The sequence below is a fragment of the Xanthomonas sp. CFBP 8152 genome, assembly GCF_014199025.1.
Lineage (GTDB): Bacteria > Pseudomonadota > Gammaproteobacteria > Xanthomonadales > Xanthomonadaceae > Xanthomonas > Xanthomonas arboricola_B.
The window spans coordinates 1-19388 of sequence record NZ_JACHNO010000010.1 but is presented as its reverse complement, the minus strand read 5'-3'; the positions used below and the strand labels follow the sequence as shown (position 1 = coordinate 19388).

Below are 19388 nucleotides of genomic sequence, written 5' to 3'. Positions count from 1 at the left end.
ATGTGACATGGGTTGCATCGATTGACGCAAAAGATTGACACAGTGTTCACGCGCGCTGTGAGCGATGCCGTCGCTTCTCATCTCCCTACTGTCTGGAAATCGATCGTGAAATCATCGTTGTCTCGTTTCGCCAGCTGCATGCTGCTGGTCGTTGCAGGCCTGGCATTGTCGTCTGCCGCGCACGCGGGGCTGTCGGTGTCCGGCGCGCAGCTGCGTGAGTCCAATGGCAACACCGTGGTCTTGCGCGGCGTCAATCTGCCGCATGCCTGGTACGCAAGCCGTACCGATGCGGCCCTGGCTGCCATCGCTGCCACCGGCGCCAACAGTGTGCGTGTCGTGCTCAGTTCCGGCTATCGCTGGAACCGCACGCCGGAGGCCGACGTGGTGCGCATCATCGCGCGTTGCAAGAGCCTGGGCTTGATCGCGGTGCTGGAGGTGCACGACACCACCGGCTATGGCGAAGACGGTGCCGCCGCCGGTCTGCCCCAGGCCACTGCGTACTGGACCAGCATTCGCAAGGCGCTGATCGGCAACGAAGACCACGTCATCATCAACATCGGCAACGAGCCGTTCGGCAATCAGTTGAGCGCCAGCGAATGGGTCAACGGGCATGCAACCGCGATCGCCGCACTACGCAAGGCCGGGTTGACCCACGCACTGATGGTGGATGGCCCGAACTGGGGACAGGACTGGACGTTCTACATGCGCGACAACGCTGCCGCCTTGCTGGCACGCGACAGTCGCCGCAACCTGATCTTCAGCGTGCACATGTACGAAGTGTTCGGCAGCGATGCGACGATTAACAATTATCTGCGCGCTTTCCGCGATAAAAAGCTGGCGCTGGTGATCGGCGAGTTCGGTGGAGACCATCGCGGCGCGCACGTGGACGAGGCGGCAATCATGCGCCGTGCCCGCGAATACAACGTCGGCTATCTGGGCTGGTCGTGGTCGGGCAACGACAGCAGCACGCAATCGCTGGATATCGCGATCGGCTGGAACGCCACGCGCCTCAGCAACTGGGGCCGCAACCTGATCCTGGGCGCCGATGGCATCGCCGCGACCTCGCGCATGGCGAGCGTGTTCGGGCCACGTTGAGATTGAAGCCCTGCGGTCAGCGTCTTTGGTCTTTTGGGATGCGTAGATAGTTCGCTGGGAGCTGCAGCGCGGTTGATCTGCGGGTTTGCTGCAAGGGCCCTTGCCCACCCACCATCGCGGGACACGCCGCAAGTACGTCCGTGTAGGCTCTTACGCGGCGTCCATGCCGCGTAAGGTCCCGCGACGGTGGGCGGGCAAGGACCAGTCGAGATGGTCGGTGTCATAGTGCAAGCGACGCATGACGTGTGCTGGTCGGATTACTAAGCGTTCGATCAACCTCTGACCATTTTCGCGTCGCAAGCCGAGCAGCAAACGGGCTTTCAACACGCAGGCTACAAACGGCGCATCTGCTACCGCAAGCCGAGCAACACGCTTTAAAGAAAGCAGTCGATTAACTCTCTGGCGCGGTGTCCTTGCCGGTTGCGCGACCCTTGGCGGCATGGATGCCGCCAAGGAGCCTCCATGAACGGATTCACGGCGTGTCCCGCGAGCGGTGAGGGCACCGCGCACTCGACTCGCCGAGCGTTTGACTTGAGCGTCGGATCGAACCAAAAAACAACGCCATGGTTAAATGGATCAAGCCTGGAATAGCACCTGAAAAATGCCACGGTTCAACGTTTCGTTGCCAGGTCTCAACGCCCGGGCTCGCGTAACGGCCCCGGGCTTGGCCGCTTGGTCAGCTTGCGCTGCAGCGAGCGGCGGTGCATGCCGAGCAGGCGTGCGGCAGCGGAGACATTGCCGCCGGTTTCGTGCAGCGCCTGCTGGATGTGCTCCCACTGCAGGCGGCTGAGCGGTGTCATCATTTCCCGCGCGGTTTCTTCTTCGTCCGGCTCGGGCAGTTCGTCGTCTTCTTCGCCCAGCGCCCGCATGATGGTGGGGATGTTGGCCGGCTTGGGGAGATAGTCGTCGGCACCGAGCTTGATCGCCTCCACGGCGGTGGCGATGCTGGCGTAACCGGTGACCAGCAGGATGCGCATGTCGGCGCGGATTTCGCGCAGCGGCTGGATCAGGCTCAGGCCGGAATCGTGGCCGAGCTTGAGATCGATCAAGGCGAAATCGGGCAAGGCGCTGCGTGCGGTCGACAGGGCACTGGCCGCATCGGCGGCGGTCACGGTTTCCACGCCACGGCGGGCGAGGCTGCGTTGCAGCGTGCGCAGGTACAAGGTGTCGTCATCGACCAGCAGGCCGGTGCGCAGGGGAGTGCTTGTCATGCGAGTGCCTCGTGTTCGGAGAGCGGCAGACGGAAACCGACGCGGGCGCCGCTGCCTTCGGCGGGCAGCATCCACAACTCGCCCTGCAGGCGCTCGACGGTGGCGTGCGAGAGCGCCAGCCCCACTCCCATGCCGTCATGCTTGCCGCTGTTGAACAAGGTGCCCGGCAACATGGCCTGCGAGGTGTCGAAGCCTGGACCGTAATCGCGGACTTCGCCGCTGAGATGGTCCTGCTCCACGCGCAGGGTCAGATCGATCTGCGGCCGACCGGCGCGTTCGCCCGCATCGGCCGCATTGTTGAGCAGCACCATCAGCAGGTGGCTGACGCCTGGCTGCAGCAGCAGGCGCATCGGTGCGTCGTCGTTGCGGCGCAGCTCGATGGTCGGGCGCACCAGCCGCCATTGTTCCAGGACGTCCTTGACTGCCACTTCGCGGCTGAGGTGGCCATTGTCGGCCGGTGCGGCCAGGGCCAGCACGCGCTCGTGGCACTGCACCAGCAGCTCGCGCAGGGTGTCCAGATCCTCGCGCAATTCGCTCTGGTCGCACTGGTCTGCGATGTCGTCCACCAGTAGGGTCATCGTCGCCAGCGGGGTGTTCAATTCATGCGCGACCGAGGCCGCATGTGTGGCCAGCGCGACGATGCCCTCGTTGCGTGCGAAGCGCTCGCGAAGCGTGGAAATCTCGCGCTCGCGTTCGCGCATCGACAAGGCCAGCCGGGTGGCGAAGGCCAGCACCACCACCGTCGACAGCAGGAAGTTGGCCGCCATGCCCCACATGTGCAGGCTGAGCGGGTCGAAGCTGCCGTAGGGCAGCGGCAAGCCGAACGCCGCACTGATCACATAGCCGGCCACGCAGGACGCCGCCACCGCCATCGCCCAGCCCAGCGGCAGGGCCAGCGCGGCCAGCGCGATCAGGACCAGGAACAGCGAACCGAACGGGTTGGCGATGCCGCCGCTCCAGCCCACCATCCAGGTCAGCACGGTGACATCGACCAGGATGTGGCCGAATTCGGTGGCCTGGCTGACCGCGCCACGGTGGGCCACCCGCAGCTGCGCATACAGGTTGAACACCGTCAGCGCGGCCACACCGGCCCACAAGGGTTGCTGCGGCAGGTGCAGGCCCATGAGTCCGGTGGCGACCAGGATGGTGGCGGCCTGCCCGGCAGTGGCCAGCCAGCGCAGGCTGCACAGGGTCCGCAGGAAGGAGGCGTCTGAGGAATTCATCACGGCAATGCTATGCGCTCGGGGGCGTGGCGGCCTGCGACAAACCGTCGCATCGGCAGGGAAGGCGGCCCGCGCAGCGCTTCAGCTGTGAGCGGACCGATGACAGGCTAAAATACCGCGATGTACGACGCCGTGACTCGCCCAACCCCTCCCGCCGACGCCACCGCCTGGCCGCGCCGCATCACCCAGGCCGTCAAGATCGGCAGCGTGATCGTGGGCGGCGGCCACCCGGTGGTCGTCCAGTCGATGACCAATACCGATACCGCCGACATCGCCGGCAGCGTCAAGCAGGTGGCCGACCTGTGGCGCGCGGGCTCGGAAATGGTGCGCCTGACCGTCAACAACGCCGAGTCGGCCGCGGCCATTCCGCGCATCGTCGACAAGCTGCGCATGATGGGAATCGAGGTGCCGTTGATCGGCGACTTCCACTACAACGGCCATCAGCTGCTCTCCGCCGAACCGGCCTGCGCCGAAGCCCTGGCCAAGTACCGGATCAATCCGGGCAATGTCGGCTTCGGCAAGAAGAAGGATCTGCAGTTCGCGCAGCTGATCGAGTTCGCAATCAGGTACGACAAGCCGGTGCGCATCGGCGCCAACTGGGGCTCGCTGGACCAGTCGCTGGCCGCGCAGCTGATGGACGAGAACTCGCAGCGCGACACGCCCTGGGATGCCGGGCGCGTGCTGCGCGAGGCGCTGATCCGTTCAGCGGTGGATTCGGCCGAGCGCGCGGTGGAACTGGGTCTGGCGCGCGAGCGCATCATCCTGTCGGCCAAGGTGTCCGGTGTGCAGGAGCTGATCGCGGTGTATCGCGACATGGCGAGCCGCTGCGACTTTGCGCTGCATCTGGGCCTGACCGAGGCCGGCATCGGCAGCAAGGGCATCGTGGCCTCGGCTGCGGCGCTGAGCGTGCTGCTGCAGGAGGGCATCGGCGACACCATCCGCATCTCGCTGACGCCGGAACCGGGCCAGTCGCGTACCCAGGAAGTGATCGTCGCGCAGGAACTGCTGCAGACCACCGGCCAGCGCGCCTTCACGCCAATGGTCACGGCCTGCCCGGGCTGCGGCCGCACCACCTCCGAGTTCTTCCAGGAACTGGCCGGCGTGGTGCAGAACCACGTGCGCGCCAAGATGCCGGAGTGGAAGATCAGCAACCCCGGCGCGGAAAACATGACCCTGGCGGTGATGGGCTGCGTGGTCAATGGGCCGGGCGAATCGCGCCACGCCAATATCGGCATCTCGTTGCCGGGCACCGGCGAGGCGCCGTCGGCACCGGTGTTCATCGATGGCGAAAAAAGCGTCACCTTGCGTGGCGAAAACATCGCCTACGAGTTCATCGATCTGATCGATCAGTACGTCGAACGTACCTATGTCCGCCGCGCCGGCTGAATCGCCGGCCGGTTTCAGGGGGTGGCTGCGCAGCAATGCGTGGCGCATGGCGTTGCTGTTTGCCGGCGTGCTGCTGCCGCTGGGGTTGTTCGTCGACCTGGCCGACGAAGTCCACGAACTGGAAAATTTCTACTTCGACGAGCCCTTGCTGTGGAGCATGCGCAGCATCGCCACGCCGGGCCTGGATGCGTTTTTCGGGGTGGTTTCCAAGATCGGATACCAATATGGCGTGATCCCGGCCGATATCGTCATCGTGCTGGTCTTGCTGATGTTGCGGCGCTGGCGCGAGGGGACCTTTGCCGCACTCGGCTTTGGTGGCTCGGCCTTGTTGAACATGGGCGCCAAGCAGGTCTTCCAGCGCGACCGCCCGAGCCTGTGGGAATCGATCGCCCCGGAAAGCACCTTCAGCTTTCCCAGCGGGCATGCGATGGGCTCGATGACGCTCGTCGCGGTGGTCATCGCGCTGGCCTGGAACACGCGCTGGCGCTGGCCGGTGACCATCGCCGCCAGCCTGTTCGCAATGCTGGTCGGCGTGTCGCGCATCTACCTGGGCGTGCATTACCCCTCCGACATCCTGGGCGGCTGGTCGGCTGCGCTGGTGTGGGTGGTCGGGCTGTATCTGGTGATGTTTCGCGGCGCACGGCGACCGCATTGGCGTCGCCATCTCACTCCGGCCTGAGGGCACGGCCGCGCCGACGTCGAACGGGGTCTGCGCAAGCGCGGTTGCCAGGAGCGGCGAACACAGGTGCTGCCTTTGACTCAGCAACGACTTGCCCGCTCCCGATGGCGCAACTGCAGCCCGATCACGCTGCCGATCACGGCCAGCAGAATCATGTCATAGGCCGGCTGCAGCAACGTCGGTGTCATCAACGACACTACCAGCACCCCGGCCGCCACCATCCAGGTCAGCTAAAACGACAGCGCCACACTGCGTGGATGATCGCGCAGCACCAGTTTGAGCGGCGTTTCGCGCGCGACGGCCCGCATCGCCATCAGCTCGGCGAACACCGGCGTTTCGTGCAGCCGACGCCGCAGATACACGGAACGCAGGCCGAAGATGCCGCCGGCCAGGAACGGCAGACGCCAGGCATGGTCGGCGATTTCCTGCGGCGTGAAGGCGCGATTGATCGCCCCGGCGCTGAGCGAACCGAGCAACACGCCGGCAGCCCGGCCGGCGGTCAGGGTTCCGCAAGCCGGTCCCCTGCGCTGCGCAGGCACGTGTTCTGCGACGAAGACCCACGCACTGGGGACTTCGCCGGCACAGGCGCGTTGGCTGCGCCTTCGCTGCCGATCAGTCGTGCACACTTGCGTGCGCGGCCGCTTCGGCATGCAGTGCGGTGGTGTCGAACAACGGCAGCTGCGCATCGCCGCTGTCCACCAGCAGCGAAATCTCGGTGCAGCCCAGGATGATCGCTTGCGCACCATCCTGGCCGAGGTCGGCCATGACCTGGCGGAAATAGCCGCGCGACTCCGGCCGGATGATGCCCTGGCAGAGTTCGTCGTAGATCACCCGATGCAGTTGCACGCGTGCATCCGCCGGCGGTACCAGCACCTGCAGGCCGCGCGCAGCCAGGCGCGCGCGATAGAACGGCTGTTCCATGGTGAAACGCGTGCCGAGCAGCCCGACCCGGGTGAGGCCCGCGGCAATCAACGCATCGGCGGTGGCATCGGCGATATGCAGCAACGGCAGCGGCGTTGCGGAAGTGATCGCATCGGCAACGCAATGCATGGTGTTGGTGCACAGCACCAGGAAGTCGGCGCCGCCGGCATGCAGCGAGCGCGCCGCTGCCGCCATCGCCTGGCCTGCGCCGTCCCAGTCGCCGGCGTGTTGCAGGCGCTCGATCTCATGGAAATCGACGCTGTACAGCAACAGCTTGGCCGAGTGCAGGCCGCCGCAGGCCTGGCGCACCCGCTGGTTGATGATGCGGTAGTAGGGCAGGGTGGATTCCCAGCTCATGCCGCCGATCAGGCCGATGGTTTTGCTTGGAACCGGCATGCGACCTCACCTTGGAGCAGTCAACGAAAGTGCGTATCGTCCAGTCGATGCCTGGGGTGCGCGGACAGCGCAGTGTACGTCGGCATCGTCGCCCCACACTCTCCTGCGCCGGTGAGGCTGCCTGCGGACGATCGATCATTCGCCCGGTTTTGCGCCTTCCACCGGGGCATGCGTGGCGGCGCGACGTGCCAGCACGCTTTCGCGATGGGCGATGTAGACGTTGGCGCAGATGATGATGGCCGCACCGATCAGTGTATGGCGTTCGATCGCCTCGCCGAACAGCCACCAGCCCAGCAGCGCCACCAGCGGCAGCTGCATGAAGCTGATCGGCTGCAGTGCGGAAACCTCGCCCAGCTTGAGCGCGCGTGTCCAGAACAACTGCCCGGCGGTGCCGAAGATGCCAGTGGCCACCAGCCACAGCCAGGCGATGCCCTGCGGCCAGGCCCACTGAAACAGCGCCGGAATCAGCGACATCGGCACCCAGAACACGTAGGTATAGAACACCACGGTGTCCGAGTCGTCGCTACGCGAGAGCTGCTTGATCTGGATCGCCACCACGGCGCTGATCACCGCTGCCAGCAGCGCAATCAGCAGGCCGGGCGTGAATGTGGACGAGCCCGGCCGCAGGATCACCAGCACGCCGACAAAGCCTGCCGCCACTGCCAGCCAACGGCGCATGCGCACCTGTTCGTGCAGCCATACCACGGCCAGCACGGTGACGAACAACGGGGTGGAATACGACAGCGAGATCGCCTGCGACAACGGCAGATGGCCGATCGCCCAGAACCCGCACAGCATCGAGGCCAGGCCGATCAGGGTGCGTGCCAGGTACTGCGGCAATTGCCGCGTGCGCGGCAGCGCCTTGCCGGGGCGCAGGATCAGCGGCAACAACGCTAACAGCCCGAACGCATTGCGAAAGAACGCGATTTCGGTGGTGGCGATCGTGCCCGACGCCAGCCGGATGCAGATGGCCATCAGGCCGAAGGCGAAGGTACTGGTGAGCATCCACAGCGCAGCACGTCGTGATGCCTGCTGCGCTGTCACCAATGCGCTCCGATGATGCGCGGCTCCGGCTCCAGGATCACCGAGTAACGCTCGCGCACCGATTCGGCAACGCGCCGCGCAAAGTCCAGCAGCTGCGCGCCGCTGGCGGTGCCGTAATTGACCAGCACCAGCGCATGGTCCGGCGACACCCCGGCATCGCCCTCGCGCCGGCCTTTCCAGCCGCACTGCTCGATCAACCAGGCCGCCGACAACTTGCCCTGGCCGGGTTGTTCGCCGGGATACACCGGCATATCGGCAAAGGTGGCCTGCAGTGCGGCAATCTGCTCGCTGGGCAGCAACGGATTCTTGAAGAAGCTGCCGGCATTGCCGAGCACATCCGGGTCCGGCAGTTTGCGCCGACGGATGTTGATCACCGCCTGCGCCACATCGGCGGCGCCGGCCAGTTCGGCGCCCATGCCGGCCAGTTCCTCGCGGATGCCTGCATAGTCCAGCCGCAATTCGTGCAGCAGCGGCAGATTGAATTCCACCGCGACGATCAGATAACGCTCTGGCTGCCGCTTGAACACGCTGTCGCGATAGGCGAAGGCGCACTCGGCCGCGGTCAGCCGCACAAACTGCCGTGCGTGCAGATCGAAAGCGTCCACCACGTGGATGAAGTCGCCCACCTGCGCGCCGTACGCGCCGATGTTCTGGATCGGGCAGGCGCCGACCGTGCCGGGAATCAAGGCCAGATTCTCCAATCCCGACAAGCCTTGCTGCAGCGAGTACAGCACCAACGCATGCCAGTTGACGCCTGCGCCGGCGCGCACGATGGCATGGTCGGCGTGGTGCGCAATGATGGCGATGTCGCGGTTTTCGAAACACAGCACGCAGCCCGGCGGGTCGCCGGCCAGCAGCACGTTGCTGCCGCTGCCCAACACCAGCAGCGGTTGCCCGGCGATTTCCGGCGCTGCCAGCGCCTGCGGCAATGCATCGGGTGCGTGGATGCCGAGCAACCAGCGCGCCGTGGCCTCCACATGAAAGGTATTGAGCGCGCGCAGTGGCGCGTGTTCGCTCAAGCGCCAGCCGGCCTGCGCTGCCTCGCTCATAGCGGCGACACCGCACCGCCGCTGGGCGCTTCGCGGCGGCGACGGATCGCCGCCACGCATTCGCCGATCAGCGGGGGCCCGCGATAGACCAGGCCGCTGTAGCACTGCACCAGGGTCGCGCCGGCCGCCATCTTGGCCACCGCGTCCGCACCGGAGTTGATGCCGCCCACGCCGATCAACGGAATCGACTCGGGCAGGCGTGCGCGCAGGCGGCGCAGCACCAGCGTGGATTGCCCCAGCAGCGGCGCGCCCGACAGGCCGCCGGCCTCGGCAGCCAGCGGATGGTTGGCGATCAGGGTGCGGGTCACCGTGGTGTTGGTGGCGATCACGCCATCCACCGCCAGGTCGGCCAGCACGCGCGCGGCCGCATCGATGTCGCGGTCGTTGAGGTCCGGCGCCACCTTCACCAGCATCGGCACGCGCTTGCCGTGTTGCGCGGCCAGGCTTTCCTGGGTGTCGCGCAGATCGGCGATCAGCCGACGCAGCGCCTGTTCTTCCTGCAGTTCGCGCAAGCCGGCGGTGTTGGGCGAAGAAATATTGACGGTGATGTAGTCGGCCAGCGGGTACACGCGCTCCATGCAATAGCGGTAGTCGCTGGTCGCCTCTTCGTTGGGCGTGTCCTTGTTCTTGCCGATGTTGATGCCGAGCAGGCCGCCGCGACGACGCGCGCGTTGCACGTTGGCCACCAGCACATCCACACCCAGGTTGTTGAAGCCCATGCGATTGATCACCGCTTGATACTCCGGCAAGCGGAACATGCGCGGCTTGGGGTTGCCCTCCTGCGGCCGCGGCGTCACCGTGCCGATCTCGACAAAACCAAAGCCCAGCGCAAGCAGCGCATCGATGTGCTCGCCGTTCTTGTCCAGGCCGGCACCGAGCCCGACCGGATTGGGAAACATCAGACCGAAGGCCGGCGTCGGCAGCGGCGCCGGACGCTTGGCCAGCAGCGGCGTGGTGCCGGTGCGGTAGGCGGCATCGATGGAGCGCAATGCCAGCGCATGGGCGCGCTCGGCGTCGAGGGAAAACAGCAATGGGCGGGCAAGCGAATACATGCGGGTCAGTTCAATCCCCCGGCGAAGACCCGGGTCTGGTATTGGAAGTCGATCAGCCCGTCGCGCGCATGCGCATCGAACAGCGTGCGCAGCGCGGAGAGCATCGGGGCATGGCGCGGGTCGTGCGCAAGCGGCGCATAGGACGACGACAACAGCCGGCCACGCAAGGCATCGAAATCCAGCCGCTGCACATTCGGAAAGCGTGCCATCGCGCGGAAGCCCTCAGCGAACCACGCCTGCATGGTGGCATCGTCTTGATAGCGCTCGGCCACGGCCGAATAGTCGGTGCCGTAGTCCAGCAGCAGTTGCTCGTAACCGCGCAGGAAGTCGGTGGTGTCCAGCTCGCGGCTGTTCCAGTAGATCACCGCCAGCCCGCCGGGCTGCAGGATGCGTGCCCACTCCGCGCGCACGGCCTGCACGTCGAACCAGTGGAAAGCCTGCGCCGCAGACACCAAGCCGACGCTGGCATCGGCCAGACCGGTGGCCTCGGCGGTGCCGTCGACCGCGCGGAACCTGGGGAACTCCGCCAGCCACTGCTGCGCGGCTTCGCGCATGGCCGGGTTGGGTTCCACCGCTGTGACCGGATAACCGGCCTCCAGAAACAGCCGGCTGGAGATGCCGGTGCCGGCACCGATATCGGCCACCGCGGTGGCCGGCGTCACGCCCAGCGCTTCGTGTAGCCAGCGCAGCAGTTGCGGCGGATAGCTCGGCCGGTAGCGCACATAGGCCGCGACGCGGTCGTTGAAGCGTTGGGCGGAGGAGGGCGCGGCCATGCTCAACTGTTGGCGGCCGCAAGCCAGGCCAGGCCGCCGAAGAACAGGATGAAGATCGCCACCCCTGCCACCCACAGCGCAACCGCCAGCCAGCCAAGCATCAGCCCGCCGATGGCCAGCCCGTCGCCGTCCAGCCCCTGCGGATTGCGGCGGATTTCGCCACGCGCCAGATGGCCGGTGATGATGGCGCAGAGACTGCCGAGGAACGGGATCAGCGTCCAGCCGAGGATGCCCGAGACCAGGCTGACGATGGCCATGGCGCTGGTCTGTCGAACGACGACGTTCATCATGAACTCCTGAAATGGCGGCAGCCGACGGCTGGCGTGGCCCGATTATCCCAGAGCCGCCGCCCGAATGGCGTGCCGTCTGCGGGCAGACGCGGTGCGTGGCCTGTTTTGACGGGAATGGGCGAGGCTGCGTGTCTGGCCACCCGGCCGAGCGCTCGATGAAAATGTCGGGCGCCGAGGCAAGGCGCAGCCGCGCGGTTCACGCCCACGACCAGGGCATCGGCACCAGGCCGCTGGGGATTGTGGAAGCCGGGCGCGGGCGCAGCGCAACAGCCGTGGTCCGGCATGCTCGCGACAGCGCGCCGGCTCAACGCCCGGCGCGCCTGCACGTCGATCAGAGATCGAACTTGATGCCCTGCGCCAGCGGCAGCGAGTCGGAGTAGTTGATCGTGTTGGTCTGGCGACGCATGTAGACCTTCCATGCATCCGAGCCGGATTCGCGGCCACCGCCGGTTTCCTTTTCGCCACCGAATGCGCCGCCGATCTCCGCACCGGAGGTGCCGATGTTGACGTTGGCGATACCGCAGTCGCTGCCGGCGGCCGACAGGAACTTCTCGGCCGCCTTCAGGTTCTGGGTGAAGATCGACGACGACAGGCCCTGCGGCACACCGTTCTGCAGCTCGATCGCCTCGTCCAGCGTGCTGTACTTCATCACGTACAGGATCGGCGCGAAGGTCTCGTGCTGCACCACCGCGTCGCTGTTCTGCAGCCCGGTGACGATGGCCGGCAGCACGAAGTTGCCCGGGCGGTCGATCGCGGTGCCGCCCACTTCGACCGTGCCGCCGGCGGCCTCGGCCTTGGCGATCGAGGCCAGGAACTGCTCCACCGCGCCCTGGCTGTTGAGCGGGCCCATCAGGTTTGCCGGGTCGGTCGGGTCGCCGATCTTGCTGTCGAGCTGCTTGTACGCCTTGACCAGCGTGGCCAGCACGTTGTCGTAGATGGAGGCGTGCACGATCAGGCGGCGCGTGGTGGTGCAGCGCTGCCCGGCGGTGCCCACCGCGCCGAACACGATGCCCGGGATGGCCAGCTTCAGGTCGGCGGTGTCGTCCAGGATGATGGCGTTGTTGCCGCCCAGCTCCAGCAGGCAACGGCCCAGGCGGTGGGCGACCTTTTCCGCAACCACGCGGCCGATCTGGGTCGAGCCGGTGAAGCTGATCAGCGGCACGCGGCCGTCTTCCACCAACGTCTGCGACAGCGCCGTGCCGGCATCGTTGATCAGGAAGAAGATGTCCGGGAAGCCAGCGTCCTTCAATGCCGCATTGCAGATCTTCATCGTCGCGATCGCGGTCAGCGGGGTCTTGTTGGACGGCTTCCAGATGCAGATATCGCCGCAGATCGCCGCCAGGAACGCATTCCACGCCCACACCGCCACTGGGAAGTTGAACGCGCTGATGATGCCGACCAGGCCCAGCGGCTGGTACTGCTCGTACATGCGGTGGCCCGGCCGCTCCGAGTGCATGGTGTAGCCGTACAGCATGCGGCTCTGGCCGACCGCGAAGTCGGCGATGTCGATCATCTCCTGCACCTCGCCATCGCCCTCGGGCTTGCTCTTGCCCATTTCCAGCGCCACCAGCGAGCCCAGCGCATCCTTGTGTGCACGCAGCGCCTCGCCACACAGGCGAACGGCTTCGCCACGGCGCGGCGCCGGCGTGGTCCGCCAGATCTTGAAGGCAGCCTGCGCGCGCTGGACGATCAGCTCGTAGTCTTCCGGCGTGGTCGCCTGCACCTCGGCGATCACCGCGTTGGTGGTCGGATTCAGCGGCTGCAGCACCCCGGCGCCGGTGGCCTGCGACCAGGTCGCCTCGCCAAGATAGGTGCCGGAATTGGACGCGGCGAGGTCGAGCGCCTTGAGCAGGTCAGCGGACATGGGATCTCCAAAGGTCGGGACGGTCGCGCGGCGGCCAGGGCCCCCGCGACACGGGTAGCCGCCGATTTTAGCAGGCTCCGTCGACCACCCACCGGCTTGGCAATCGCAACGATCGTGCGACAATGCCCACCTTGGCCCCGTAGCTCAGCTGGATAGAGCGTCCCCCTCCTAAGGAAGAGGGGGAATTGAGAGCGCACTCTCAGCCGATCTAACCTCTTGTAGTGTTTAAAAGTAACAAAAGGGCGGAAAGTGAGAGATATCTCACGCAAATAAAATGAACTCCAGATAAATTGGGTGGCTTTGCCTAATCCAATCAATCTTAAGAAGACAGTTAGGCAATCCCATTTTGAATCGGCCGGAGCACTGAAAAACGGGCGGATGGTGTCGCAGGATGTGTGACATAACTCGGCTGAAATCACTGCCCAGGATGACTCATGGCCAATTGGCTGACGCAAGCGATAGCCAGCGGCACGGTGGCTTCAGAGTTAATCTATTTGGCGTGTTGGTTTCCATCTTCGGAGGTTGAATATTTGTCCGAGCGCGCGCGGGGCATCTACGCTGTTTACGCTGTGTGGTTCTGATCACATCCCGTTTCTAGGCGCACTTTGAGGCCTGCTGATCATGGCATTGACGGCGGTAGCGCCCTGCGGTTTTGCCTGGATACTATTAAAAGACTGGACAGAGGCTAAGTTGATGCACTCGAAGTCCGGCGTAAGCCCTACGCCACCCTTGTCATCCACAACAACAATAGCGCCCATTTCTATAAGCTCTGGCAAAAACGCTTTAATGACCATGCGCGGAACTAATAGCCACCCCCCAGTGCTTCCGTGCAACGCCCCACTTACGATCTCTACGAAACCTAAACGCGGTCCCCCTAGGCGATGCGAATACTGACGATGTTTGTAGACCTCGCTCAGAAAGCATGCCTCGTCTAGATGGTTAAGGGGGAGAGTCGTTGCGGATCCATTGTGATAGATCATGTAGTGCACCCAGCTGATCTCTTCAACGAGTGCGTTGATATGCCCTTTCGACAAAGATACAAGTCGTGTTGCTGCTGTGAGTGTATCCGGGTCTTTGTCAAAAATCTTATATGAAGGCATCCCAGCCTTTGCCATTAAACGGCAAGTAAAAGCCAACAACATGGTGAATTGGTAATGGCCATTCGATGATTTCGCCGGTCCCCTTCGCACGGATAAAAGGTGCTCATCTTCTGCAGGGTCTAGTTTCTTGGCCTGAAAAATGGCAACTTTTGCGCACTCGTCATCATGGCCAATGACGAGGCAAAAATCGGCCCCTGTAGCGGTTTCGCTCAATGGCGTCTGGGCCCCGCCGTTCTTCCGAAATGTTCCAAACCGAAAATCCGCGTTGGTGCCCGAGGTTTGACCTTCAAAGGCAGCGAGCAATGGTGCCGCTATGGCTGTTCCGCCTAGGATGGTAGAGGTGTAGCTCTCCTCGTCATAGTCTTGGTGCGCTGCATTGTCCAAAGGAGCGCCAAGTGCATGGGGTCGGTTGGCGTCGTTTTAGAAGAGATGTCATCGCTCGGCCCCATCGGGAGACCTCAATCTGAAAGCGCGAACATAGCATTGTCGCGTCCCAGGAGCGAATCACCAGCTACGCTACAAGCTCTCTCGATAGATGCGCAAAGCGTCGGGGTAACGACGACCAATCGCTTGCAGAAGCTTCCCACCACCGAAAACGGCGCCCTCACCTTCATCTTGAAAGCATCGGAGCAAGCGATCAGACCAGTCAGATGGGATGCATTCTGTCGTTATGATTGGACCGGCTAAAAGTGAGCTTAGAACGCAACCGCCTTTCTTCCCGGCAAGACCTTCGTAGCTTTGTAGCGCGTCAAGCAATGAAACTTGAGTTGCAAGATCCGCATCCATGAAGACATCCATGAAGCGTGATCTCTTCCGCTCGTTTTCGAGCGCAAACGCGATATACCAAGTCCACTCGGCCCAGAAGTGTCCTAAGGTCTGAAATCGAGCAGACTCGCTTCCCGCTCGCCATGCACGCCAGCTGGTGTCTCCTTCAAGAACGACCCCGTCGCCAGCGCGGGTCAGACTCATGCCAAACGGCTCGATGGCATCATTGGCGTCTTGCAAGCTTGGAAAAAACATTTCAGGCCTCCGGTGGGTATGCTTTGGTAGGCCAAAAATCAGACTTGTCAAGCGTGTTTAGCCTTTCCACGGCTCCCAAACTCGTGAGCGCATGGGCAGCAGGAGGAGGGTTAGGGTGTAGTCGAACTGGTCGGCAGTAATCTTCATCTCTTTGAGACTAAGTCCATCCTCGGCATGCTCGAACCATGCATTGGCCGGAAGCTCCATACCTAATCGCTCGTGGATGATTTGATCGTTGGCCGCTAGAGTTTGAGGGCCAACTGCAACCACGCTTCTGCGCGGCCGAAAAAAGGCGCCACCGGCTCTAGCTGACTTGCTCGACACCGACCAATTGATGAAGCCATCGGTGTGTGAGATGAGCACGGCGCACTGGTCAGTGTGGTCGATCCAGCGCAATGCAGCAGCAGTCAGTGATACGCCATATCGATCGGCGCACTGAGCGAGCACCTCAAAGTCGGCGCCACCTTGGGTTTTCTCGCGGAAGTCATCCAGCGGCATGAGCAAGGTCGCAGCAAAGGCGTTGGCCTGGGCTTCCATCGACGCCTCTTGCTCCGTCAGGCTCACCATGTCTTGCGTGGCGCACTGAAAGCCGTCGATGCGGTCTTGTCGATGCAGCAGGTAGTGGCCAAGCTCGTGAGCTTGCGTGAATCGGATGCGACCAGCGGATTTCAATGTCTGGTTGTAAAGCAGCATCCACTTGCTGCGCGTGTCATTCGGGAAAAGTGCGCCTTCAAACGATTTGATGTCGGCCGATTCGACATTGGTGATGGGGTCATCCCATCGGAAGATCTCCGCCGTCCCCTTGGCCAGAGCAACGACGTCAACCGGAAAGCGGGGGTCCCCATGCGCCGCTGACACCGCATTGAGCAAATGCGTTAGCCGGAAGGCTGCCTTGGAGGGTGTAAGCAAATCCTTTGTCATCGGCCGATCCTTGGCAGGCTAAGACTTCTTGAAGGTTTCCATGATCTTGCGCATCTGCTCTTTGGCTGTCGCGTCAAGCTCTCCATAGTTCCTAAAGAAGGCCAGGTCCAGGTGCCGCTCTTCAGGGCTGGTCGCCTCTTGGTCCAGGAAGTAGGACACATCCATCGAAAGCGCCTTGGCGAGTGACGCGAGCTTCTCAACCGATGGGCGAGGGGAGTCTCGGTTCTCCAGCTCCCACAAGTAGCTCTTGCTCATGTCAGCCGCTGCCGCGAGTGCGTCAAGCGTCATTCCCCTGTCTTTTCTTAAGTTCTTGATTTTATTGCCAAAATTCGTTGTCATCGACTATTCCTCATCGGCCGGCACAGCGCCAGGTACCACTATACCGAACAAAAAGTTTGACGACAGCGAAATTCATAGGCAAGATGACCAAAATCCGCTGCACCGAACAAAAAGTAATGCTAAAAAGAGGTGGCGCATAGCACATATGCCCTGGGGCTCTAGAGTCCAACGCAAAAGGGCCCGACCATTGGTCGAGCCCCTAGATACCTGGAGTCACTGAAATTGCAACACAACATGTAGTGGTCGTAGGGACCACTGCTGCAAAACAAACCTCACACGCATGGCGTCAGTCGGTGGGGTCTTTGAGATTGGCTGCCTCGTAAACAGCCGAAAAAGTATAGCGCCCTCGCAAGGGGTGTCAATACACCAGTCTCGAAGTTGTCGGATGAGCGCCCTTAACCAAGAGGATTTACGGCCGTGTCAACAACGACCGCTACCCCTCGTCCTGGCTACAAGCTCATCTTCAGAGCAGTCATTACTTTGAAGAATGGCAAGAAGCTCCACGCTTCTGCTGCAGGCTTGAAAGCTTGGCCGATCTGGGTCCCTGACGTTTAGTCAGGGAAGGTGCGGGGTAGCGTCTGCTGCCCCGCCTTTAACGGTCAAGATCGGGCGACCTCTTGTGCTTTCTTCCTTAACTACCGAGAACATCAATGGCTACTAATCCACCGAAAGGCGACGGTCACCGCAATGGCGCGGTGCGTAACCGCTCGCAAACACAAACTCCTGCAGGCAATTTCGTTAAGCGCGATACCGAAACTGGGCGCTTTATGGATGTCAAATCAGACAAAGTGCCTTTCAAGGGCGTTCGCAAGGAAAAGTGAAGGGTCGAAGGGGGTGCGCGAGCACCACCAATTCGATCATTTGTCCCTCTAAGGAGAAGCGCTTTGCCTAACTTCATCATCAATAAAAATGCCCAGACCAATGGCGATCATGAGGTGCACAACACCACGACCGGGTGCTCCTACATGCCGCAGCCGGTCAATCAAGTCAGTCTTGGTTCTCACGCTACTTGCCAACAGGCTGTAACAAACGCAAAGGCTCGCTGGCCGCAAAATCGGATCAACGGTTGCTACTACTGCGCAAATGCGTGTCATACCAGCTGATGCTTGACCTTAGGGTGTCGGTGTTCACCGGCACCCTTTTTGCTAATGCATCGGAAGGGCTTGTAGCTCATCGGTTAAAAAAGACGGGGCAGTGAGCCGTTCCATCTATTTTTCTGGCTACTGAGGTGACTTATGACCAATTGGTTGGCGCAAGCTGTAATCGGCGGCATTGTGGCTTCAATGGTGATCCATTTGGCGCGTTGGGCTTACGGCAAAGCGATTTTCTGGAACGACCGGGTTGGCCTCGCCATCAATCGAGCTGAGCTGCGGAAGATTGAGCGCCTTGGACAGGACAAATTCCACGTCATGCAGTTCCTGCTGGTCCAAGTGCTGTGCTGTTTTGGGATATTGGGCATTGCTATCATGCTTGCCCCATTGGCCTTCATGACGGACGGAGCCAAGTGGATTGCGCCAGGCCTGGGACTGCTTGGCCTATCGATCTACGGATGTGTGATCTATCCCCTTGGCATGATCGTGCGTCTTCGGAAGGGCGCAGCATATATCGAGCGTCAGCGGTCTCTCATCGAGCGAACTGAACGCCGCTTGGAACTCGTTTCAAAAAAGGCCTAGGCTTCCTATCGACGCTTACGGTCACCAGGGCGCGGTATGGGGCTATCGGTCGTCGTAGAAGAAGATATCGCCGGAAAGCTGGAAGCTGCGATCAGCTACGCCTCTTGGCTCCTGGCTCATATTGATCCAACCGAACGGCTTAGCCATGTCGTTCCTGCGGTGCGATTGTTGGGAGAGCATGCTGGTGCTTGGATGACCCGCGCCGAGCACGAGGCCAGTCCCAACAACATGCAGGTGCCTTACCGGCAAGGTGAGCACCAAGCCCCCGTGCTCCTTTCACCGGCCCATCGAGTTAGGCAATCGCTATCCATGGATGCGCAGCGCATGGTCGAAGACTTGGTTGTGCTGCTGCGTCGTCGTTGGAATAGCTGATCCCATCAGTTCAAAGTCGAGGTGCACGATGACTTTTCCCGCAGAGGCATTTGCAGAGCGGATCCCGCAGGATCTTTCACCTGGGAGCATTTTTCTGTTTCGGGAAGCTTGGGCTCTGCTCGTCGATAACCAAGCGGATCCTAGTGATCCCACCCCATGTTTCGTGATGCTGCAAGGAGATCGTGTCGGGACGGTCTTCAAGGTGGTCCAAGGTATGCCGCCTTGCCTGACGCTGGCCGAGCCATTTGCTTGGTTCGCGGCCGTGCCCCAGGGAGCTGTGCCGGTACACCAAACCTTGGAGACGGCCTCGTTGTCGGTGACGCCCTCAGGTGTCGTGCTGGTCGGTGGCATTCCGGACCGTTGGGGCGTTGCCGACAAGTTTGCCTTCGGCATGAAAGGGCAGTTCATTGGAGAGACACCTCATGGAGCAGTAAGGCGATTTGCTAAATGGAGTGCTGAGCTTTATCACCCGTCGCAACCTTTCGTGAGCCTGGGTCAGCTTTTTGAAGTCGACCGGAGTTCGCGGTAATTCCATAATAGGCAGAAAAAATCCCTAAAAAATAAGTGTTTTTAGCCCTTTCGCTTCGCGAAATCTTGAGTCAGAACTGATGAACTCTGACTCAGGAAACACACATGGCCATCCATCACACCCGCATCAAAACTTACAGCCGAGCAAAAGGCCATTCCGCAATTGCCGCAGCGGCATATCGCGGCGGCTACTTGCTTACCGATCCCAAGTCGGACGCTCGCCACGACTACCGGGGTAGGGCAGGCATCATTCAATCGCGTTGCCTGGCGCCACTTAGTTCGCCGGCATGGGCCGATGACCCGCAAGCACTTTGGGCCGCTGCAGAAGCAGCAGAGCGACGCTGCAACTGTAATGATCCACTGAATTCCTGCTCAGGTGTTACTTTCCCCGAAGGAGACACCGATGAGCGAAGTGATGGAAGAAGAGATCAAGCGCTGGACGGCCCGGCGCA

21 protein-coding genes and 1 pseudogene are annotated in these 19388 nt (G+C 62.4%); 8 read left to right on the top strand and 14 right to left on the bottom strand.

The genetic code is table 11. The annotated features are described in order from the left end of the window. The first annotated feature begins 138 nt into the window (after positions 1-138). A complete protein-coding gene (locus FHT09_RS19830; protein WP_104607272.1) occupies positions 139-1095 on the top strand; it encodes a glycoside hydrolase family 5 protein in 957 nt (318 codons plus the stop codon). Positions 1096-1727: 632 nt separating this feature from the next. Here FHT09_RS19830 and FHT09_RS19825 read toward each other — a convergent pair. Together FHT09_RS19825 and FHT09_RS19820 are read right to left on the bottom strand one after the other, a co-directional pair. Continuing rightward, the gene (locus FHT09_RS19825) at positions 1728-2306 is read right to left on the bottom strand and encodes a response regulator transcription factor (RefSeq protein WP_104607273.1); all 579 of its coding nucleotides are present in this window, start codon (positions 2304-2306) and stop codon (positions 1728-1730) included. Next, positions 2303-3529: an ATP-binding protein gene (locus tag FHT09_RS19820; protein ID WP_166775858.1), complete on the bottom strand. Its 1227-nt coding sequence runs from the start codon at positions 3527-3529 to the stop codon at positions 2303-2305. The genes FHT09_RS19825 and FHT09_RS19820 overlap by 4 nt, the downstream gene beginning before the upstream one ends. Before the next feature lie 120 nt (positions 3530-3649). Here FHT09_RS19820 and ispG point away from each other — a divergent pair, with 120 nt between their 5' ends. Together ispG and FHT09_RS19810 are read left to right on the top strand one after the other, a co-directional pair. Continuing rightward, positions 3650-4915, top strand: a complete 1266-nt coding sequence (gene ispG / locus FHT09_RS19815) for a flavodoxin-dependent (E)-4-hydroxy-3-methylbut-2-enyl-diphosphate synthase (protein ID WP_104607274.1) — start codon at positions 3650-3652, stop codon at positions 4913-4915. Next, the gene (locus FHT09_RS19810) at positions 4896-5594 is read left to right on the top strand and encodes a phosphatase PAP2 family protein (RefSeq protein ID WP_104607275.1); all 699 of its coding nucleotides are present in this window, start codon (positions 4896-4898) and stop codon (positions 5592-5594) included. The genes ispG and FHT09_RS19810 overlap by 20 nt, the downstream gene beginning before the upstream one ends. A gap of 158 nt (positions 5595-5752) precedes the next feature. Here the strand turns inward: FHT09_RS19810 and FHT09_RS19805 are convergent. From FHT09_RS19805 to FHT09_RS19750, 12 genes and pseudogenes are all read right to left on the bottom strand, one after another. Then, a pseudogene (locus tag FHT09_RS19805) lies at positions 5753-6172 on the bottom strand (MFS transporter); the annotation flags it as partial. 34 nt (positions 6173-6206) lie between these two features. Further along, the gene (locus FHT09_RS19800; protein WP_104607276.1) at positions 6207-6911 is read right to left on the bottom strand and encodes an aspartate/glutamate racemase family protein; all 705 of its coding nucleotides are present in this window, start codon (positions 6909-6911) and stop codon (positions 6207-6209) included. Between the two features lie 135 nt (positions 6912-7046). After that, the gene (locus FHT09_RS19795; RefSeq protein WP_104607277.1) at positions 7047-7958 is read right to left on the bottom strand and encodes a DMT family transporter; all 912 of its coding nucleotides are present in this window, start codon (positions 7956-7958) and stop codon (positions 7047-7049) included. Next, positions 7952-9004 carry a UDP-N-acetylmuramate dehydrogenase gene (murB, locus tag FHT09_RS19790; RefSeq protein WP_104607278.1) on the bottom strand — a complete coding sequence of 351 codons (1053 nt, stop codon included), beginning with the start codon at positions 9002-9004 and terminating at the stop codon, positions 7952-7954. Before murB ends, FHT09_RS19795 begins: the two co-directional genes overlap by 7 nt. Beyond that, the gene (locus FHT09_RS19785; protein ID WP_104607279.1) at positions 9001-10056 is read right to left on the bottom strand and encodes a quinone-dependent dihydroorotate dehydrogenase; all 1056 of its coding nucleotides are present in this window, start codon (positions 10054-10056) and stop codon (positions 9001-9003) included. Before FHT09_RS19785 ends, murB begins: the two co-directional genes overlap by 4 nt. Positions 10057-10061: 5 nt before the next feature. Continuing rightward, the gene (locus tag FHT09_RS19780) at positions 10062-10829 is read right to left on the bottom strand and encodes a class I SAM-dependent methyltransferase (RefSeq protein WP_181141450.1); all 768 of its coding nucleotides are present in this window, start codon (positions 10827-10829) and stop codon (positions 10062-10064) included. A 2-nt stretch (positions 10830-10831) separates the two neighbouring features. Beyond that, complete coding sequence (locus tag FHT09_RS19775) at positions 10832-11116, bottom strand: DUF4190 domain-containing protein (protein ID WP_104607281.1); 285 nt, start codon at positions 11114-11116, stop codon at positions 10832-10834. A 334-nt stretch (positions 11117-11450) separates the two neighbouring features. After that, positions 11451-12983: an aldehyde dehydrogenase family protein gene (locus FHT09_RS19770; protein WP_104607282.1), complete on the bottom strand. Its 1533-nt coding sequence runs from the start codon at positions 12981-12983 to the stop codon at positions 11451-11453. Positions 12984-13564: 581 nt separating this feature from the next. Further along, complete coding sequence (locus FHT09_RS19765) at positions 13565-14467, bottom strand: hypothetical protein (protein ID WP_146096584.1); 903 nt, start codon at positions 14465-14467, stop codon at positions 13565-13567. Between the two features lie 132 nt (positions 14468-14599). Continuing rightward, entirely contained in the window at positions 14600-15154 is a 555-nt protein-coding gene (locus tag FHT09_RS19760; RefSeq protein WP_155410687.1) for a hypothetical protein, read from the bottom strand. 6 nt (positions 15155-15160) lie between these two features. Further along, positions 15161-16024, bottom strand: coding sequence for an ImmA/IrrE family metallo-endopeptidase (locus FHT09_RS19755; RefSeq protein ID WP_016903076.1), 864 nt, complete (start codon positions 16022-16024; stop codon positions 15161-15163). Positions 16025-16042: 18 nt separating this feature from the next. Beyond that, positions 16043-16363, bottom strand: a complete 321-nt coding sequence (locus FHT09_RS19750; RefSeq protein ID WP_026064459.1) for a helix-turn-helix domain-containing protein — start codon at positions 16361-16363, stop codon at positions 16043-16045. Positions 16364-17013: 650 nt separating this feature from the next. Between FHT09_RS19750 and FHT09_RS19745 the strand changes: the two genes are divergently transcribed. From FHT09_RS19745 to FHT09_RS19725, 5 genes are all read left to right on the top strand, one after another. Continuing rightward, positions 17014-17184 carry a hypothetical protein gene (locus FHT09_RS19745; protein WP_181141451.1) on the top strand — a complete coding sequence of 57 codons (171 nt, stop codon included), beginning with the start codon at positions 17014-17016 and terminating at the stop codon, positions 17182-17184. A 414-nt stretch (positions 17185-17598) separates the two neighbouring features. Then, positions 17599-18036 carry a hypothetical protein gene (locus FHT09_RS19740; RefSeq protein ID WP_104607284.1) on the top strand — a complete coding sequence of 146 codons (438 nt, stop codon included), beginning with the start codon at positions 17599-17601 and terminating at the stop codon, positions 18034-18036. A 36-nt stretch (positions 18037-18072) separates the two neighbouring features. After that, entirely contained in the window at positions 18073-18408 is a 336-nt protein-coding gene (locus FHT09_RS19735; protein WP_225306965.1) for a hypothetical protein, read from the top strand. 28 nt (positions 18409-18436) lie between these two features. After that, entirely contained in the window at positions 18437-18937 is a 501-nt protein-coding gene (locus FHT09_RS19730) for a hypothetical protein (protein WP_104607285.1), read from the top strand. A gap of 104 nt (positions 18938-19041) precedes the next feature. Next, a partial coding sequence (locus tag FHT09_RS19725; protein ID WP_260283700.1) for a MobA/MobL family protein occupies positions 19042-19388 on the top strand: 347 nt, incomplete at its 3' end.